This window comes from Sphingomonas sp. LY29, from assembly GCF_035593985.1.
Classification (GTDB): domain Bacteria; phylum Pseudomonadota; class Alphaproteobacteria; order Sphingomonadales; family Sphingomonadaceae; genus Sphingomicrobium.
Genome location: NZ_CP141587.1, coordinates 644,120 through 660,819, shown reverse-complemented (window position 1 = coordinate 660,819; position 16,700 = coordinate 644,120). Strand labels below are relative to the sequence as shown.

The following is a 16,700-nucleotide window of genomic DNA, read 5'->3' as shown; positions in this document are numbered from 1 at the left end:
ATCGGTCGATGATCAGTCGGTCAGGTTCGACGGGACCTTGCCGCCGTTCGCTGCCAGCTGACGCATCACTTCCTTCTGCAGCCAGATGTTCATTTCCGCGCTGCCGTCCTTGTCGCCGGTATAGCCCAGCTCGGTCGCCAGCTCCTTTCGGTTGTCGAGGCTGGAATCCATGTCGAGCAACTTCATCAGGTCGACGATCGACGTGGTGTAGTTGAGGTCCGGATTGCCCTTCGACGCCGCGATCTGGTCGAGCGTCTGGACGACGTCGACCTGCTGGCCGGCGGGGGCCGGAGCCGGCGCAGGCTGAGCCGTCGCGGTCCCGGTGGTGCCGCCGATCGGCGGTCCGCCGTCCATGCCCGCGGGGATCTGCGGACGTTCTTGCGGGGCGGGCGCGGCCTTCTTGCCAAAGATGGCGTCCTTGATTTTGCCGAAGATGCTCATGGCTTAGTTCCCCTGCGCTTCGAGGCTGTGCTTGAGCTGACTCATCTCGTCATGGCCGCTCTTCACCGATGCGAACGAGGCCTCGATCAGGCTGCGAGTCGACGGCGACAGGTCGTTGTCCTGCAGCGCTTCCTCATACTTCGCCTTGATATGGTCTTCGCCGCGCTCGACCTCGTTGACGATCGCCTTGTCGTCGCGATCGACCACCGCCGCCTTCAGATTGAGAAAGCCGCGATGCGCGCTGGCGAGGACGGTGCCATCGTCTTCGGGGTTGCCGCCAAGCTTGCGCACTTCGTTGCGAAGCTGCTCGGCAACCGACGAGCGCTCGCCCGCGCGGGCGGTGAACAGGTCGGCGAAGCGGGTGTTCTCGACCGCTTCGGCTGACGTGCGATATCCGTCGACGCTGTCGATCGTGGTGGCGATCAGGCTATTGAGCGTGCGAATGTCGTGACTGGTCTCGGTCATGTGAATTCTTTCTTGCTGGGAATGTTTGTTCGTCTGCTCGCTCAACGCATGGGGTCGCAGGTCGATGCCACGGCGAATGAAAATCGCGGCGAGCGCCCCCCGGATGCGACGGATCGAGTGGGGGTTGCCCAACCGAATTGTCGTCGGCATCATCCGGCCATGGTTCGCTTTCTCGTCGGCGCCGTCGCGGCGCTCAGTTCCGTCCCGGCCTTGGCCGCACCCGCCCCGCTCGCGCCGATCGGCAAGTGGCAGGTCGACTATGACGATGCGCAATGCGTCGCGGGCCGCGAATTTGGCGACAAGAAATCTCCACTGTTGCTGGTTCTCAAACCATCGCCGACCAGCGACGTCATGCAGTTGCTTGTCGCGCGAAAGGGCCCGAGCGCGCGCGCCGTCCAGATGCCGGCAAGCCTTTCCTTCGGCACCGGCGCCCCGATTGAAGCGAGCGAGCTTCGCTACGGCGTCGAGGGCCGCTTCATGCGTTCGATCATCCTCAGTGGGGCGCAGGCAAACGCCTTGACCGCGGGCGATCGCATCACGTGGGCCGGAAAGGGCGACCTGTCCTTGTCGACCGGTACCCTCGATGCGGTGAAGAAAGCGCTCGCTGCGTGTCGCACCAACCTCCGGCAACATTGGAACGTCGACATGCCCGCCGGATCAACCCGGCCGCAGGCACTCACCAACCTCGGCAATTTCTTCAGTTCGTTCGACTATCCTGCGCAGGCGCTACGGGGCCGCGAGGAAGGCCGGACGGCGGTCGTCATGATGGTGGACGAGAAGGGTGCAGTCCAGGATTGCATGGTGGAGGTGACCAGCGGCATCCCGACGCTCGACGCGCAGACCTGTTGGATCCTGAAGGAGCGCGCGAAGTTCACGCCCGCCAAGGGAAGCGACGGGAAGCCGATCCGAAGCGTGGTGAGCCAGGCCGTCAGCTGGAAGCTTCGCTAGCCTTCACGCGCCGACCGCGGCGATGCGCGGGGAGGGCGGGACCTTTTTCGACCGCCCCATGGAGAAATTGGCCTGAAGCCTGACCTGCGGGTTCGGGACGCACCAGACTTCGCCGCCGTCGTCCATTCCGACGACCCACAGCAGGTCGAATTCCTGTCCATAATCGATCACCGCGATCGCATAGCCGGGGCCGCGATCGACGACGTGCATGGGGACGGGCGGGTCGAGTTGGGTGAAGGCCATACGTATGCAATGCGCGCAGGCCGCTTGTCGTTCCTTCGCGGGCGCACCATGATGGTCGGCCCGGCTTCCAAGGAACGACCTGCATGACCGACCACCCCACGGCAACAAAGTCCGCCGCCCCCGTGCTGAGCGGCGCCGCGACGTGGCGGATCCTTGTCGCGCTGATCGTCGGGCTGGCGCTGGGTGCGCTGACCGCGGGCAGCGGCGACGGCTGGCGCGAGCCGGCGGTGCAGGCGGCGTCGACCATCGGCGGGATGTGGCTCGACGCGCTGAAGATGACGGTGGTCCCGCTGATCGTGGCGCTGCTGGTGACCGGGATCGTCGCGGGGGCGGAGCATGCCGAGGCGGGCGGGATCGCGCGGCGGTCGCTGATCTGGTTCGTCGTCATCCTGACCGCGTCGGCGATCTTCGGCGCGCTGCTGACGCCGCTGCTGCTCGACGTCGCGCCATTGCCGGCGGACGCGGCTGAGGCATTGCGCGCGGGGCTGGCGAGCGTCGACAGCAGCGCGGCGCAGGGCGCGGTGCCCAAGGCGACCGACCTGCTGCGCAGCTTCATTCCCAGCAACGTCGTCACTGCGGCGGCGGACGGGGCGATCCTTGGGCTGGTGACATTTTCGCTGCTGTTCGCCTTTGCGATTACCAAGCTGGCGCCGGCGCGGCGGCGGTTGCTGGGCGAGTTCTTCGCGGCGGTGGCCGATGCGCTGCTGGTGGTGATCGGCTGGGTATTGTGGATCGCGCCGATCGGCGTGTTCGCGCTGGCGTTCGCGGTCGGCGCGGGCGCGGGCGCGGCGGCGTTCGGGGCGGTGCTGCATTATGTAATTATCGTATCGCTGGTCGGGATCGCGGTGATCGCGATGGCGTACCTGATCGCGATCGGGATCGGGCGCTTCCGACTGAGCCAGTTCGCGCGGGCAATGCTGCCGCCACAGGCGGTCGCGATCTCGACCCAGTCGAGCCTGGCCAGCCTGCCGGCGATGATCGTCGCGGCGAAGACGCTGGGCGTGAAGGAACGGTCGACCGACATCACGCTGCCGATGGCGGTGGCGCTGTTCCGCCCGACCGGGCCGGCGATGAACATCGCGGTGGCGATCTATGTCGCGCACTGGCTGGGCATCGAGTTGAGCGTGACCGCGATCATCGCGGGGATCGTGGTCGCGGCGACGACGACCTATGGCGCGGTGAGCCTGCCGGGGCAGTTGAGTTTCATCACCTCGATCGCGCCGATCTCGATCGCGATGGGGCTGCCGATCGAGCCGCTGGCGATCCTGGTCGCGGTCGAGACGATCCCCGACATCTTCCGCACGGTGGGCAATGTGACGATGGACGTGGCGGTGACGGGGGGCGTATCGCGGGGCGAGCGGAGACCCGACGCGGACGCGGAGGCCGGGGCGGGAATCTGACGCGTCATCGCTTCGGCCGCTGGTCGGGGCGGGCGCGCCGTTTGTCGGAAAAGCGACTCATTGGGCGATGACGACGCGCGGTCCGTCGAGGGGCGCGTGTGGCGATCGGCAAAGCCGTGCATGGACAAGGGGCGGCGTCCGGCGGGGAAGACCCCTGACATCCCGACCCCGACGGGCGTCGCGCACCCCCAACGCCGTTCGTGAAAGGAGCCCGATCATGTCCCTCAAGATCCTTGGCCTGTCCGTGCTGGCCAGCCTGTCGATGCTTAGCCTGGCGGTCGCGGCGCCGGCGCTGGCCTGAAAGGGCCTTCGCTTAAGTTCACAAAGTTCGTGGAGTGAGGCGCTTTTTCAGGCCCGATTTGCGAACTTAAGCTAGTCCTACAGGAAGCGGATCCGCGGTTCGGGACGGGGCAGGTTGCGCGCCCGTTCGAGCATCTCCTCGAGCAATCTAGAGAGAACGGGATTCGTCGATGCCAGCCTTCAAAGTTGACACCGAAAACACAAATCACATTCGCTTGATGAACTAGGAGCGATGTTCGGTCGCAAGCGTGGTCATCTCGCGTCGTCGAATGACGACCCTTTGACCCTTTCGCCGCCCGCGCTACCACCACCCCATGAGCTCTGAATCTCCCGACCTTTCGGTCATCGACACCCCTCCGCCAGCCTTCCAACGACGCTAAAGCGTCGCCGGAACCTTCTAGGCTGGCTCCGCCCTTCGATGGCGCTTCAATTGACGAGCGGCTGACCCTCGACGCGTTGTCCGACCGCCTGCTAGCCAACGTCCATGCAACCTGACGACACCTCGATCATCGATTCGCCGTTCGACGCTGCCTTGAGCGAACGCTACCTCGTCTATGCCCTCTCGACGATCACCGCGCGGTCGCTGCCGGATGTTCGCGATGGCTTGAAGCCTGTTCACAGGCGTCTGCTGTGGGCGATGCGCTTGCTGAAGCTGGATCCGAGCCAAGCCTATAAGAAATGCGCGCGCGTGGTCGGCGACGTCATCGGCAAGTATCACCCGCACGGCGACCAGTCGGTCTATGACGCGATGGTGCGCCTGGCGCAGGATTTCGCGCTTCGTTATCCGCTGGTCGACGGGCAGGGGAACTTCGGCAACATCGACGGGGATAATGCCGCCGCCTATCGCTATACCGAGGCGCGGCTGACCGCGACCGCGGCGCGGCTGATGGCCGGGCTGGACGAAGGCACGGTCGATTACCGCGCGACCTATAACGGCGAGGAAGAAGAGCCCGAGGTGTTCCCCGGGCTGTTCCCCAATTTGCTCGCCAACGGCGCGAGCGGGATCGCGGTGGGGATGGCGACGTCGATCCCGCCGCACCATGTCGGCGAGCTGGTCGAGGCGGCGACGCATTTGATCGACAATCCGGGGGCGAGCGACCTCGACCTGATGGACTTCGTGCGGGGGCCGGACTTTCCGACCGGCGGGGTGCTGGTCGACAGCCCGGCGGCGATCGCGCAGGCCTATGCGACCGGGCGGGGAAGCTTCCGCCTGCGCGCGCGGATCGAGGTCGAGCGCGAGAAGGGCGGGGGCTGGCACCTGCTGGTCCACGAGATTCCCTATGGGGTGCAGAAGGGCAAGCTGATCGAGGCGATCGCGGATTTGATCGCGACGAAGAAGCTGCCGATCCTGGCCGACGTGCGCGACGAGAGCGACGCCACGGTGCGCATCGTGCTGGAGCCGCGGTCGCGGACGGTCGATCCCGAATTGCTGATGGAGAGCCTGTTCAAACTGTCCGAGCTGGAGGTGCGCTTCCCGCTCAACCTGAACGTGCTCGACAAGAACCGGACGCCGGGGGTGATGAGCCTGCGGCAGGTGCTGCTGGCGTGGCTGGAGTTCCAGATCGAGGTGCTGGTGCGGCGCTCCGCGCGGCGGATCGAGAAGATCGACGACCGGCTGGAGCTGCTCGACGGGTTTCTGGTCGCGTTCCTCAACCTGGACCGGGTGATCGAGATCATCCGCACCGAGGATGAGCCGAAAGCGGTGATGATCGCCGAGTTCAAGCTGACCGACCGGCAGGCGGAGGCGATCCTGAACATGCGGCTGCGCTCGCTGCGGCGGCTGGAAGAGTTTGAGATCGGCAAGGAGCGCGCGAGCCTCGCGAAGGAGCGCGAGGGGCTGGCGGCGTTGCTGGAGAGCCCGCGCAAGCAGCGCAACCGGTTAAAGAAGGACCTGGAGGGACTGAGCGCGGCCTATGCCGACGACGAGCGGCGGACGGCGCTGAAAGAAAGCGGGCCGGCGCGCGAGCTCGACTGGAGCCAGATGATCGAGAAGGAGCCGATCACGGTGATCCTGTCGCAGCGCGGTTGGATCCGGGCGATGAAGGGGCATCTCGCCGCGGCCGAGTATGAGACGCTCAAGTTCCGCGAGGGCGACGAGCTGTGGGGCAAGCCGATCCATGCGCAGACCACCGACCGCATCCTGATCGCGGCGGACAATGGGCGGGTGTTCACGCTGGGCGGGGACAAGCTGCCCGGGGGGCGCGGCTTCGGCGAGCCGGTGCGGCTGACGATCGACCTGGAGGCCGAGCGCGAGATCGTGGCGATGATGGTGGTCAAGCCCGACACGCGGCTGGTGGCGGCGTCGAGCGACGGGCGCGGCTTCGTGACGAGCGGGGAAGCGGTACTGGCAGAGACGCGCAAGGGCAAGCAGCTGATGAACCTGCGCAGCGGGGCAAACGTCGCGCTGGTGAAGAAGGTGCCGGCAAGCGCCGACGCGGTCGCGGTGATCGGCGAGAACCGCAAGATGCTGGTGTTCCGGCTGGACGAGCTGCCCGAGCTGGCGCGCGGGTCGGGGGTTCAGCTGCAGCGGTATCGCGACGGCGGGCTGAGCGACCTGATCGCGTTCGCGATGGCGGAGGGGATCAGCTGGCCGCTGGGCGGGGAGACCGGGCGGGTGCGGACCGAGGAGGATCTGACGCCGTGGCGCGCGATCCGCGGAGCAAGCGGGCGGATCGCGCCGAACGGTTTCCCGCGGTCGAACCGCTTCGAACCGGTGGCGAAACCGAACCCGTAATGACGTTCCGTTAACCTGTCGCGTTTAACGCTTGCGTCCATGCAGGCTGGAGCAACGCGCTCGGCGGCGCCTTTGGGCGTGCGCGCCGACCGCGACAGGGTGAGGAACGACGTCCCCTCGGGCACGGACGAACTCGCCTTGCTCAACGCGCTGCCGATCGCGGCGGCGGTGGTGTCGGTGACCAGCAAGGGCGTGCTCAAGCTGCTCGAGCATAACCGCTTGTTCGACGAAGTAATGGCGACCTCGGCGGATGTCGGGGTGTCGGGGCTCGACTTCCGCTCGTGCACGCACATCGCGGTGGCCGAGCTGATGGCGGGCTATCTCGCCGACTTCAATGCACGCGACGAGCTGGACTTCACCGACGGGGAGGGATTCGCGGCGCGGCACTGGCGGATCAAGCTGGCGCCGTTGCCGATGCAGCGCGAGATCGGGCGACCACGCTGCCTGGTGACGCTGCTGGAGCGGACGGTCGAGGTGCAGGCCGAACGGACGATGCGCGCCGAGATGCTGCGCGACAGCCTGACCGGACTGCCCAATCGCCTGTCGTTCGCGGAGACGATCGAGGCGCGCGGCGGGACGCTGCAGACGGGTGCGGGGCACGCGGTGCTGGTGGTCGACATGCTGCGCTTCAGCCGCATCAACGAATCGATGGGCAGCCTGGCCGGCGACGAATTGCTGATCACCTTTGCGCGGCGGCTGATCTCGGCGTTGCGCAGCGGCGACGTGCTGGCGCGTACGGGGGGCAATGAGTTCGGTGTCCTGGTCGGGCTGAAGCGCGGCGTGGCCGACGCGCTCGCGGCCGCGGACCGGATCCAGCAAGTTTTGTCGGCGCCATTCCGGCTCAACGACCTGGAAATTCGGGTCGAGTGCGCGATCGGCATCGCGCTGATGCACGAGGGTAATGACGCCGAGGAGCTGTTCCGCAACGCGCAATTCGCGGTGAAGCAGGCCAAGGGCGCGGGCAAGCCGCAGGTCTACGAACCAAAGGAAGCGAGCGCGGCTCGGCGGCGCTTCTCGATCGAGACCGAGCTTCGCCGCGCGCTGGAAAAAGACCAGCTCAAGCTGTTCTACCAGCCGCTGATCGATCTGAAATCGGGCGAGGTGTCGGGGTTCGAGGCGCTGGCGCGCTGGACCCATGACGATCGCGGCGAGATCAGCCCAAGCGAATTCATCCCGGTCGCCGAGGAAAGCGGGCTGATCCTGCAACTCGGTCGCTGGGCGATGGACAAGGCCGCGACGACGATGGCGTCGTGGGACAAAGAAATGGGCTGCGAGTTGCCGCTCTACGTCGGGGTCAATTTGAGCGCGATCCAGGTGGCGCGTGACGACATTGCCGACGTGGTTGCTTCGGCGCTTCGGTCGAGCGGGCTGCGCGGCGAGCGGCTGACGCTGGAGCTGACCGAAAGCTCGATCGTCCAGGATCCGTCGCGCGCGACGCGGGTGTTCGAAGCCCTCAAGGGCCTCGATGCCACGGTCGCCATGGACGATTTCGGGACGGGCTATTCAAGCCTTGCCTACCTGCAGCGGCTGCCGATCGACGTTCTGAAAATCGACCGCAGCTTCGTGACCGGAATGATGCGCGATCCCGATGCGGTCGCGATTGTGCGCGCGGTGCTGAGCCTGGCCGATGCGCTGGGGATGAAAACGACGGCGGAAGGCATCGAGACGGTCGAACTGGCGACGACGCTGGCGACGCTCGGCTGCTCGTCGGGGCAGGGATATTATTTCGCCAAGCCGTTGGAGGCGAGTGCGGCGCTGGATTATTGGGCCAGCCGCCGCGACCGGCCACGCAGCGCCGAGCGACGGTTCAACTAAGCTTAACAGCGTCGGCGTCGGGCATGATCGACTCAGGGGCCGGAGAAGCGTCGTTGTCGGGACCCGGGCACAGCAGGTCTAGCGCCGAAATCACCACCTCGGGCGCGAGCGGCTTGGGAACCAAGATAATCTCATCGGCGCGGTGGAGCAGGCCTTCGGGCAGCCCGGTGCCGCTATGCACGACGAACGGAATGTTGCGATCGAGCAGCGTCAGCGCGACCGGCGAAATGTCGCGGTCGGCAAGCTGACAATCGAGCACGGCACCCTCGACGGTTTCGGAATCGAGCAAAAGGATGGCTTCGGCGACCGTTGCGACCGGGCCGATGACGTGCGCGGCGCAATGCTCGATCGCCTGCGCGATGTCGTAGGCGACGAAGCTGTTGTCCTCCACCACCAGTATCTGTTTCTTTTCGAGCATGGTTTCTCCCTGGAGCGGGAGCACAAAGGCTCTCAGCACCGGCGAGCCCGAGGTTGCCTGTGATAGTCGCTCAACCGATGCCATGACGGATTAGTTTCGTTCGAGCGACGCTTTTGTCGGTTATCCGACTTAATGTGTCTTGGAGGCATCCAACCGGTTTTTCACGACGTAGCTCTGCTGACGCGATGTGCGTGAGGAGAGATAGTCATGACGAAAACCCTGGAATTTTCGCTCGCCGGTTCGATCGCCCTGATCGGGCTTGCCGGCTGCCAGCAGGCCGAGCCAGCTAATTCGGTCGACAATGTCGACGAGGCGATGATGGCCAATGACATGATGGGCAACGCCGGGATGGCCGACGCCGGCATGGCTGCGACGACGCCGGTAATGGTGGGCGGCGCCGAAATGCTGCCGACCAAGACGATCGTCGAGAATGCCTCGGCATCGGCGGATCACACGACGCTGGTTACCGCGGTCAAGGCGGCGGGTCTCGCCGAGACGTTGTCGGGCCCGGGTCCGTTCACGGTGTTCGCGCCGACAAACGCGGCCTTCGGAAAGCTTCCTGCCGGTACCGTCGACACGCTGGTGAAGCCGGAAAGCAAGGAAACGCTGACCGGGATCCTGACCTATCACGTCGTCCCGGGCCGCATGACGGCGGCCGACCTGACTTCGGCGATCCAGGCGGGTGGCGGTAGCGCCAAGCTGAAGACCGTTGCGGGCGGCGAACTGACCGCGACCGAAGCCGGCGGCACGATCACGCTGACCGACGCCAAGGGCGGCAAGTCCACGGTCACGCAGGGCGATGTCATGCAGTCGAACGGCGTGGTCCACGTCGTCGATACGGTGCTGATGCCCGCATAATCGACCGACTTTCGCCCGGCCTTTCCTTCCTTGCGGCCGGGACGAATGGAGCGGCCCCGCGTTTTTCCTGTGGCGCGGGGCCGTTTTTCGTCAGTCGTTCGACAGCGCGGCGAGCACGATCGCCTCGAAGGCGGCGCCGTCGGGGAAGCCGGAGTCTTCCCATGCGTCTTCGATTTGGCGGAGCGTCCGGGCAACGTCGGGACCCTGCGCCACCCCACGCGCGATCAGCTGACCGCCGCTGATCGGCAAGCGGGGCAGGGTCCATCCGACGATCTGCGCAGCCTCTGAAGGCTGGTCGGTCAGCAACAGGCGATCGACCGCGGCTTCGGTCCCAAGGCGATACGCCATCGGACGTGGCGCCAACTTTTCCAAACGATCGGCGGCAAGCGACAAGCGCTTGCGCGCCTTGTTCGACAGCTTGAGCCGCGCCGCGACGCGGTCGGCCAGATCGGGATCGGCGGGAAGCAGCGCCGCAAGGCGGCGGAGCGGGTCGCGCGCGATTCCGGCTTCATTCTCGGCGGCGATCAGATGCGCGAGCCGTTCGACGGTGGAAATCTCGGGAAGGACGGGCTCGAACAGTCCCGACTGGTGCATCAGACGGACCGTGGGCTCGGGATCGGGGAGCGACAGCAGTTTCAGCAGTTCGTCGGCGATCCGCTCGCGCGACAGGGCCATGAGGTCGTTGGCGCGCGCGACGCAGGCGGCGAGTGCGGCGGGATCGGGCGATCCGCTGCCGTAGCGCGCGTGGAAGCGGAAGTAGCGGAGGATGCGCAAATGATCCTCGGCGATGCGCTGCAGCGGCTCGCCGATGAAGCGGACGCGGCGTGCCGACAGATCGTCGAGCCCGCCCCAATAGTCGAACAGCTCGCCGGTCAGCGGATCGGCGTAGAGCGCGTTGATGGTGAAGTCGCGCCGCGCGGCGTCGGCCTTCCAATCGTCGGTGAAGGCGACCGTCGCGCGGCGCCCGTCCGTGGTGAGGTCGGCGCGAAGCGTCGTCACCTCGACCATCGTGCCCGACGAGACCGCGGTGACGGTGCCGTGCGCAATCCCGGTCGGGATGGCCTTGATCCCGGCCGCCTGGAGCCGCGCCACGACCTCGTCCGGCTGGTGCGTGGTGGCGAGGTCGAGGTCGACCGGATGCTCGCCCGACAGCAGATCGCGGACCGCCCCGCCGACGAAGCGCGCATGGCCATGCTCGGCGTCGAGCGCGAGCAGCAGGCGGCGAACGCCGGGACGGTCGAGCCAATCGGCGGGGTCGACGGTCATGCCAGCTGCCGCGACAGGTTGACGAGCATCGCCGCGGTCGCGCCCCAGATCGGGCGGTCGTTCCAGTCGATTTGATAAAAGGAGCGCTCGGCGCCCCGGAATTGCGCGGTCATTCGACGCTGGTTGGCGGGATCGAGCACAAAATCAAGCGGCGCTTCGAACCAGTCGGCGACTTCGGCAGGCTCTGGCGACAGGTCGAGATCGGGCGGGACGAGGCCGACGACGGGGGTGACCGAATAGTTGGTGACGGTCCGGTAGGCGCTTGCCTGGCCGAGCAGGCGCACTTGCGCGGGGTCGATCGCCAGTTCCTCCTGCGCCTCGCGCAGCGCAGCTTGGGCAAAGGTTTCGCCCGCGTCGACGCGGCCGCCGGGGAAGGCGACCTGCCCGGCGTGGGTGCGCATGTCCGCGCGCCGGACGGTGAGGATCAGGCCGGGGCGAGGGCGGTCGGTGATCGCCACGAGGACCGCGGCGTCACGGAGAAGGGCGGATTCGTCTTCGATGAGGTCGCCGGAAAGCAGATCGGCGGTGTGGGGTGTGGCAAGCGCTCGCTCGATCCGCGCGACGAGCGACGAAGGATTCTCGCTCATGCCACCAGTGGGAAGAAGATGCCGTCGGACCAGATCCCGGGCGGGTCGTGCGCCTCGGCGATCGCGAGGTCGGCCAGTTCGTAATAGAGCGGGCGGGCAAGCTCGGCCTCCAGCCCGAAGCGGACCGCGACGCGGGGGCTGGGGCCGTCGGGCGTCTCGACAACGGTCAGCGGATGGTCGCGGCCGACGATCAGCGCGTCGCCGCTGTCGAGCGTGAGGCCGATGCGCCGTTGTTCGCCCGATCCCTCGTGGGTCATGCGGATCGCGCGGAACGCGGTCGATTCGACCTCGATCGCCAGCTTTTCGACCGGCGTGACGAGCACGTGGCTTCCGTCCGCCTCGCGGCGGAGGACGGTCGAGAAGAGGCGGACCATCGCCGGGCGGGCGATCGGCGTGCCGTCGTGAAACCAAGTGCCGTCGCGTGCGATCTTCATTCCGGAATCGCCGCATTGGTCGGGGTTCCACTGGTCCACCGGGGGCGAACCGCCGCGCGCATCGATCGCGGCGGCGAGCTCGGTTAGCGAGGTGGCGCTGTCGTCGATCGGTGGGCGGCTCTCGGGCATCGGGGTCGATGTAGTCGCGCGCTTGCGGCGATGATAGGGGCGAAGGCCATGGAGACGACAAAAGGAACCGCGATTGTGACCGGCGGTGGCAAGCGCGTCGGGGCGACGATCGTCCGGGCGCTGCTCGACGACGGCTGGCGCGTGGTCGCGCACGTTCATCATCCTGACGATCCGGTGCCCGACGGCGCGATCAGGGCAGTCGCCGATCTTGCGGAAGCGGATTGTGCGGAACGTCTGTTTGACGCGGCGGGCGGGCCGGTGCGGCTGCTGGTCAATTGCGCGGCGCGGTTCGCCGAGGATAAGCTCGGCAGGGCGAGCGCCGGGGAGTTCGACGCGCACATGGCGGTCAATGCGCGCGCGCCGATGTTGTTGATCGACGAACTGGCGAGGCAGCATCGCGACGGCAGTGCGCTCGTGGTCAATATTCTGGACGCGAAGCTCGCGGCGCCCAATCCTGACTTCCTGAGCTACACCGTGTCGAAATATGCTCTTGCGGGCCTGGGCGAGGTCGCGGCGAGGGCGCTTGCGCCGCAAGGGATCCGCGTCAACGCGATCGCGCCGGCGCTGATGCTGCCGTCGGGGGAGCAGGACGAGGCGAACTTCGCCAAGGTCCACGCGCATAATCCGCTCAAACATGGCGTGGAGGTGTCCGAACTCGTCGCCGCGCTCCGCTTCCTGATTGCCTCGCCCGGCATTACCGGACAGACGATCGCGATTGATGGCGGGCAGCGATATTGGGCGCTTCCGCGTGACGTGCAATTTCTGGAGGATTGACCGATGGACGAGGCCATCAGGCTGGACGGAATGGTGCCTGCGCACCTCAAGGTCCGGCAAACGCGAATCCTGCTCGATTCGCTCGAGGTGGAAACCGACATCGGCTTCCACGACTTCGAGGTCGGCGTGCCGCAACGCCTGATGATCAGCGTGGAATTGTGGCTCGACGATCATTTGCCGCCCGAAGGCGACGATCCGGCGCGCGCATGGAATTACGACCTGCTTCGCAACGAGGTGAGGGCGCTCGCGACGAGCGGCCGCTACAACCTGCAAGAGACGCTGGTTCACGCTATTTTCCAGCGGATTGCCTCTCAGCGAGGGGTCGCTGCGCTGCGCGTGAAAAGCGTCAAGCCGGACATCTATGGCGACGCGAAGGGGGTCGGCGTGGAGATCTCGTCGCAAGAGGCGAAGAATGGCTGATTTGCGGTGAATGACGCCGAGTTTGCCCTGAATCGTCCGCATGGCCGCCACAATCGGAACAAAATTCGTTGCGCGGCCATTATCGCTTGATTAAGGGTGGCGCGTATTCGCCGATGATATGTTGATACATCGACGGCTTCCCTGTCCGCTACGGCCCGCGAATGTTCGTGATCCGAAGGGGATATGGAGAGTGGCCATGTCTGGGAGATTTGTGGCTTAATGTCCTACGCCAATAAGAAGCAGATGGGCTCCAACAGGACGGTGGCAATCATCATCGTCGCGCTCATCCACGTCGTGCTCGGTTATGCCTTGGTGACGGGCCTTGCCTACAATGTCGTCAAGAAGGCGGCGGAAGATCTGAAGACTTTCGACGTCGAAGACGAACCGCCGCCCCCGCCGGAAGAACCGCCGCCCCCGCCAGAAGAAACGGTCGAGCCGCCACCCCCGCAGGTGTCCGCTCCGCCGCCGCTGGTTCGCATTGATACGCCGCCGCCGCCGATTCAGACGACGCCGGTCATCAACCCCAATCCGCCGATCGTGCCGATCGTGCGCCCGGCACCGCCGGCGCCCCCGGCACCTCCAGCTCCGCCGCCGCCGCCGCGCATTTCGCAAGCGGCAACGGCACGAGGCAGCCTGACGTCGCTGTTCTCGACCGACGACTATCCGCAGGCCGCGATCCGCGCCGAAGAGCAGGGGACGACGACCGTCCGGCTGACCATCGGTACCAACGGACGCGTCAGTGGCTGTGACGTCACGGGTTCTTCGGGTTCGCGCTCGCTTGATTCTGCAACCTGCAGCGTCATTCGCAGCCGGGCTCGCTATACGCCTGCAAAGGACCAGAACGGCGCCCCGATCGAGGGTACCGACACGGGCCGCATCCGTTGGGTGCTCCCAGACGAATAAGCTTTAACTCACTTTCGAATAAACCTGAGATTTCAAGAGGAAAGTCAAGATTATGGCAGCTCCCGGACACTCCGCAGCCGGCGATTTCGGCATCTGGAATGCACTGAACGAAGGCGGCGTCATCAGCTGGTCAGTGTTCATCATCCTGATCATCATGTCGATCGGTTCGTTCTACATCCTGTTCACGAAGCTGCTCCAGCAGCAGAAGATCATCAACCAGAGCAACAAGGTCCGAGCGAGTTTCTGGAACTCTCCGAACCTCCGCGACGCGTCGACCAAGCTGGAAGGCAAGAGCGCCTACCGCGCGATCGTCGACGACGCTCTCCTCGCACAGGACCAGCACGGCAAGCTGACCGATCCGGTCGACCAGCACGACTGGATGGCGAACAGCCTGGCGCGCTCGCAGGGCAGCATCGGCGCCCGTCTCGGTGAAGGCCTTGCCTTCCTCGCGACCGTCGGTTCGACCTCGCCGTTCATCGGCCTGTTCGGCACCGTCGTCGGCATCTACCGCGCGCTGATCAAGATCGGTGCGGCAGGTGACGCGTCGATCGCCACCGTCGCCGGCCCGGTCGGTGAAGCGCTGATCATGACCGCCCTCGGTCTGGTCGTCGCGGTTCCCGCCGTTCTCGCCTACAACTGGCTGATCCGTCGCAACAAGTCGATCATGGAAGACCTCGCTGCGTTCACCAACGACGTGCACGGCTACCTGATGTCGGGCGGCGCGGTGAAGCCGAACCTGGGTGGCCCGGTCAAGGCGACCGCGCAGACCAAGACGTCGGCAGCCCCGACGCAGCGTGGCGCCGAGCCGGTTCGTCCGGGCATGACCGGCACCGGTGCGCAGGCCGACCCGACGGTTCGCTAAACGAGTATCGTTCGGGCCGGCGGCAGCGTCGCCGGCCCGGACAAAGTGAAGTCGGAAAAAGGAACAGCCTTTTATGGCCATGAGCGTAGGCAATTCGGACGGCGACGAAGACGTCCCGATGTCGGACATCAACACCACGCCGCTGGTCGACGTGATGCTGGTGCTTCTCATCATCTTCCTCATCGCCATTCCGGTGGCGATCCAGAGCATTCCGATCGAGCTTCCGCGGGTTCGCAACGAAATCACCGAGACGAAGAAAGAAAACGTCTCGCTGACCGTTCGTGGCGCGCCGGGTGGCGGTTGCGAGGTTTACTGGAACCTGACTCCGATCGACAGCCAGACGCTGCTCGACCGCGGGGTCAAGGCGCTCGAGACGCAAATTGCCGCCGTTGGCGGTGTCGAGAACGTCAACGAAGAGAATATGCCCGAAGTGCATATCCGCGGCGACATTAACACGCCGTACAAGTGCATTGGTGGTACGGTGTTCACGATGCAGCGCGCCGGTTTCGCCCGCGTCGGCTTCATCTCGCAGCCGCCTGTCGGCGCTGCGGCAGAGTAATTGAGGAACTAGCCCCATGGCGATGCAAACCACTGGCTCCAATGCCGAAGGTGAGCCGATGATGGAGATCAACACGACGCCGCTCATCGACGTCATGCTGGTCCTTCTCATCATGCTGATCATCACGATCCCGCCGCAGACCCATGCCGTGAAGCTGGACCTGCCGCAGAACAACCCGAACGACACGCCGCCGCCGATCGACCCGGTCAAGAACAAGATCGTCGTGACGCAGCCGGGCGTGGTGCTGTGGAATGGGGCGCCGGTGAACCTGGTTCAGCTCCGCCAGTTCCTCGACGTGACGCAGCAGATGAACCCGGTCCCCGAACTGCACATGCAGCCGGAACCGGAAGCTCGCTACGAACTGGTCGACGAAGTGTTGGCCGTGACGAAGCAGGCAAAGGTTTCGAAGATGGGGTTCGTCGGTAACGAAGCCTATATGACGGCCTTCTGATCGGCGTTCTTTCGATCTTACGTGATTGAGGGCGGTTCCTACGGGGGCCGCCCTTTTTCGTTGCTGGAGAAGAAACGCACGGTGATCGCCCTCGGTCGCTGAAGGCGCGCGGACATGGGATAGCAGTGAAGAACAAGTTGAACTTGCATCGCGAGTGATACGTTATACCATCGACGTCCCTCACGCAGGAGTTGATGATGGCTTCCTCTCTCGTCGCGGCATCCCGAGGCTCACGGCTTCGGCAGTTTATACCGGATGAGCCGCGGGTGATGATGGATCTGAACACCACACCGTTGATCGACGTGATGCTCGTCCTGCTGGTGATGCTGATCATCACCATTCCACCGCAAAACCATTCGGTACAACTAGACCTGCCCACCGGAAGGCCGACGCCGGTCGAGGTCAATCCGCTTCGCAACCGCCTCGATATCGATCCCGCCGGGGTCACGCGCTGGAACGGGCAGGTCGTCGACGACCAAGCGCTTGGCGCCCTGCTTGGCGCGGTGGCCAAAGCGCCGACTCAGCCCGAGGTGCACTTCAAGCCCGCTGCGCAGGCTCGCTACGAACGCGTCGACGAAGTACTGGCGATGGCGAAGCAACGTGGCGTGGCGAAACTCGGCTTCGTCGGCAACGAGGCGTATCGCACGAGTTTCTGATTGGCGGGTAACCGCTTGGCAACCGCTGTTCCGTACG

19 protein-coding genes are annotated in these 16,700 nt (G+C 65.6%); 12 read left to right on the top strand and 7 right to left on the bottom strand.

Translation table 11 applies throughout. From position 1 onward, the window contains the following. Nucleotides 1-12: 12 nt before the first annotated feature. A complete protein-coding gene (locus SH584_RS03265) occupies nucleotides 13-441 on the bottom strand; it encodes a DUF3597 domain-containing protein (protein ID WP_324808527.1) in 429 nt (142 codons plus the stop codon). A gap of 3 nt (nucleotides 442-444) precedes the next feature. Further along, on the bottom strand, nucleotides 445-906 hold the full coding sequence (locus SH584_RS03260; RefSeq protein ID WP_322842433.1) for a PA2169 family four-helix-bundle protein: 462 nt from the start codon (nucleotides 904-906) through the stop codon (nucleotides 445-447). A 159-nt stretch (nucleotides 907-1,065) separates the two neighbouring features. On the opposite strand from SH584_RS03260, the gene SH584_RS03255 reads away from it, so the two are divergent. Further along, nucleotides 1,066-1,854, top strand: coding sequence for an energy transducer TonB (locus SH584_RS03255; protein WP_324808524.1), 789 nt, complete (start codon nucleotides 1,066-1,068; stop codon nucleotides 1,852-1,854). 3 nt (nucleotides 1,855-1,857) lie between these two features. Here the strand turns inward: SH584_RS03255 and SH584_RS03250 are convergent, their stop codons facing one another. Beyond that, on the bottom strand, nucleotides 1,858-2,097 hold the full coding sequence (locus SH584_RS03250; protein WP_324808522.1) for a hypothetical protein: 240 nt from the start codon (nucleotides 2,095-2,097) through the stop codon (nucleotides 1,858-1,860). Between the two features lie 83 nt (nucleotides 2,098-2,180). Here SH584_RS03250 and SH584_RS03245 point away from each other — a divergent pair, with 83 nt between their 5' ends. The 3 genes from SH584_RS03245 to SH584_RS03235 all read left to right on the top strand — a co-directional run bounded on the left by SH584_RS03245 (nucleotide 2,181) and on the right by SH584_RS03235 (nucleotide 8,346). After that, on the top strand, nucleotides 2,181-3,497 hold the full coding sequence (locus SH584_RS03245; RefSeq protein WP_324808520.1) for a dicarboxylate/amino acid:cation symporter: 1,317 nt from the start codon (nucleotides 2,181-2,183) through the stop codon (nucleotides 3,495-3,497). A 784-nt stretch (nucleotides 3,498-4,281) separates the two neighbouring features. Continuing rightward, on the top strand, nucleotides 4,282-6,531 hold the full coding sequence (gene parC, locus SH584_RS03240; protein WP_324808518.1) for a DNA topoisomerase IV subunit A: 2,250 nt from the start codon (nucleotides 4,282-4,284) through the stop codon (nucleotides 6,529-6,531). A gap of 39 nt (nucleotides 6,532-6,570) precedes the next feature. Further along, nucleotides 6,571-8,346 carry a putative bifunctional diguanylate cyclase/phosphodiesterase gene (locus SH584_RS03235; protein ID WP_324808516.1) on the top strand — a complete coding sequence of 592 codons (1,776 nt, stop codon included), beginning with the start codon at nucleotides 6,571-6,573 and terminating at the stop codon, nucleotides 8,344-8,346. Here SH584_RS03235 and SH584_RS03230 read toward each other — a convergent pair. Further along, on the bottom strand, nucleotides 8,339-8,764 hold the full coding sequence (locus tag SH584_RS03230) for a response regulator (RefSeq protein WP_324808515.1): 426 nt from the start codon (nucleotides 8,762-8,764) through the stop codon (nucleotides 8,339-8,341). The two genes, SH584_RS03235 and SH584_RS03230, sit on opposite strands and share 8 nt — an antisense overlap. 330 nt (nucleotides 8,765-9,094) lie before the next feature. On the opposite strand from SH584_RS03230, the gene SH584_RS03225 reads away from it, so the two are divergent. Further along, complete coding sequence (locus SH584_RS03225) at nucleotides 9,095-9,622, top strand: fasciclin domain-containing protein (RefSeq protein ID WP_324809455.1); 528 nt, start codon at nucleotides 9,095-9,097, stop codon at nucleotides 9,620-9,622. Between the two features lie 90 nt (nucleotides 9,623-9,712). Here SH584_RS03225 and SH584_RS03220 read toward each other — a convergent pair whose 3' ends face one another. Genes SH584_RS03220 through SH584_RS03210 form a run of 3 tightly spaced genes read right to left on the bottom strand, consistent with a single transcriptional unit; the run spans nucleotide 9,713 to nucleotide 12,038 of the window. Then, nucleotides 9,713-10,888, bottom strand: coding sequence for a CCA tRNA nucleotidyltransferase (locus SH584_RS03220; RefSeq protein ID WP_324808513.1), 1,176 nt, complete (start codon nucleotides 10,886-10,888; stop codon nucleotides 9,713-9,715). Beyond that, nucleotides 10,885-11,475, bottom strand: a complete 591-nt coding sequence (locus SH584_RS03215; protein ID WP_324808511.1) for a CoA pyrophosphatase — start codon at nucleotides 11,473-11,475, stop codon at nucleotides 10,885-10,887. The genes SH584_RS03220 and SH584_RS03215 overlap by 4 nt, the downstream gene beginning before the upstream one ends. After that, nucleotides 11,472-12,038, bottom strand: a complete 567-nt coding sequence (locus SH584_RS03210; RefSeq protein ID WP_324808509.1) for a DUF1285 domain-containing protein — start codon at nucleotides 12,036-12,038, stop codon at nucleotides 11,472-11,474. Before SH584_RS03210 ends, SH584_RS03215 begins: the two co-directional genes overlap by 4 nt. A 48-nt stretch (nucleotides 12,039-12,086) precedes the next feature. Between SH584_RS03210 and SH584_RS03205 the strand changes: the two genes are divergently transcribed. The 7 genes from SH584_RS03205 to SH584_RS03175 all read left to right on the top strand — a co-directional run bounded on the left by SH584_RS03205 (nucleotide 12,087) and on the right by SH584_RS03175 (nucleotide 16,663). Beyond that, the gene (locus SH584_RS03205; RefSeq protein ID WP_324808507.1) at nucleotides 12,087-12,812 is read left to right on the top strand and encodes an SDR family oxidoreductase; all 726 of its coding nucleotides are present in this window, start codon (nucleotides 12,087-12,089) and stop codon (nucleotides 12,810-12,812) included. A 3-nt stretch (nucleotides 12,813-12,815) separates the two neighbouring features. Continuing rightward, nucleotides 12,816-13,232 (top strand): dihydroneopterin aldolase, encoded by a 417-nt coding sequence (locus SH584_RS03200; protein WP_324808505.1) that lies wholly within the window; start codon nucleotides 12,816-12,818, stop codon nucleotides 13,230-13,232. A gap of 219 nt (nucleotides 13,233-13,451) precedes the next feature. Then, complete coding sequence (locus SH584_RS03195) at nucleotides 13,452-14,135, top strand: energy transducer TonB (protein ID WP_322842419.1); 684 nt, start codon at nucleotides 13,452-13,454, stop codon at nucleotides 14,133-14,135. A gap of 52 nt (nucleotides 14,136-14,187) precedes the next feature. Then, entirely contained in the window at nucleotides 14,188-14,997 is an 810-nt protein-coding gene (locus tag SH584_RS03190; RefSeq protein ID WP_322842418.1) for a MotA/TolQ/ExbB proton channel family protein, read from the top strand. Between the two features lie 73 nt (nucleotides 14,998-15,070). Beyond that, nucleotides 15,071-15,556 (top strand): ExbD/TolR family protein, encoded by a 486-nt coding sequence (locus SH584_RS03185; RefSeq protein WP_322842417.1) that lies wholly within the window; start codon nucleotides 15,071-15,073, stop codon nucleotides 15,554-15,556. A 16-nt stretch (nucleotides 15,557-15,572) separates the two neighbouring features. Further along, a complete protein-coding gene (locus SH584_RS03180; RefSeq protein WP_416222283.1) occupies nucleotides 15,573-16,007 on the top strand; it encodes an ExbD/TolR family protein in 435 nt (144 codons plus the stop codon). Nucleotides 16,008-16,276: 269 nt separating this feature from the next. Continuing rightward, nucleotides 16,277-16,663 (top strand): ExbD/TolR family protein, encoded by a 387-nt coding sequence (locus SH584_RS03175; protein ID WP_324809453.1) that lies wholly within the window; start codon nucleotides 16,277-16,279, stop codon nucleotides 16,661-16,663. The last annotated feature ends 37 nt before the right edge of the window (nucleotides 16,664-16,700 follow it).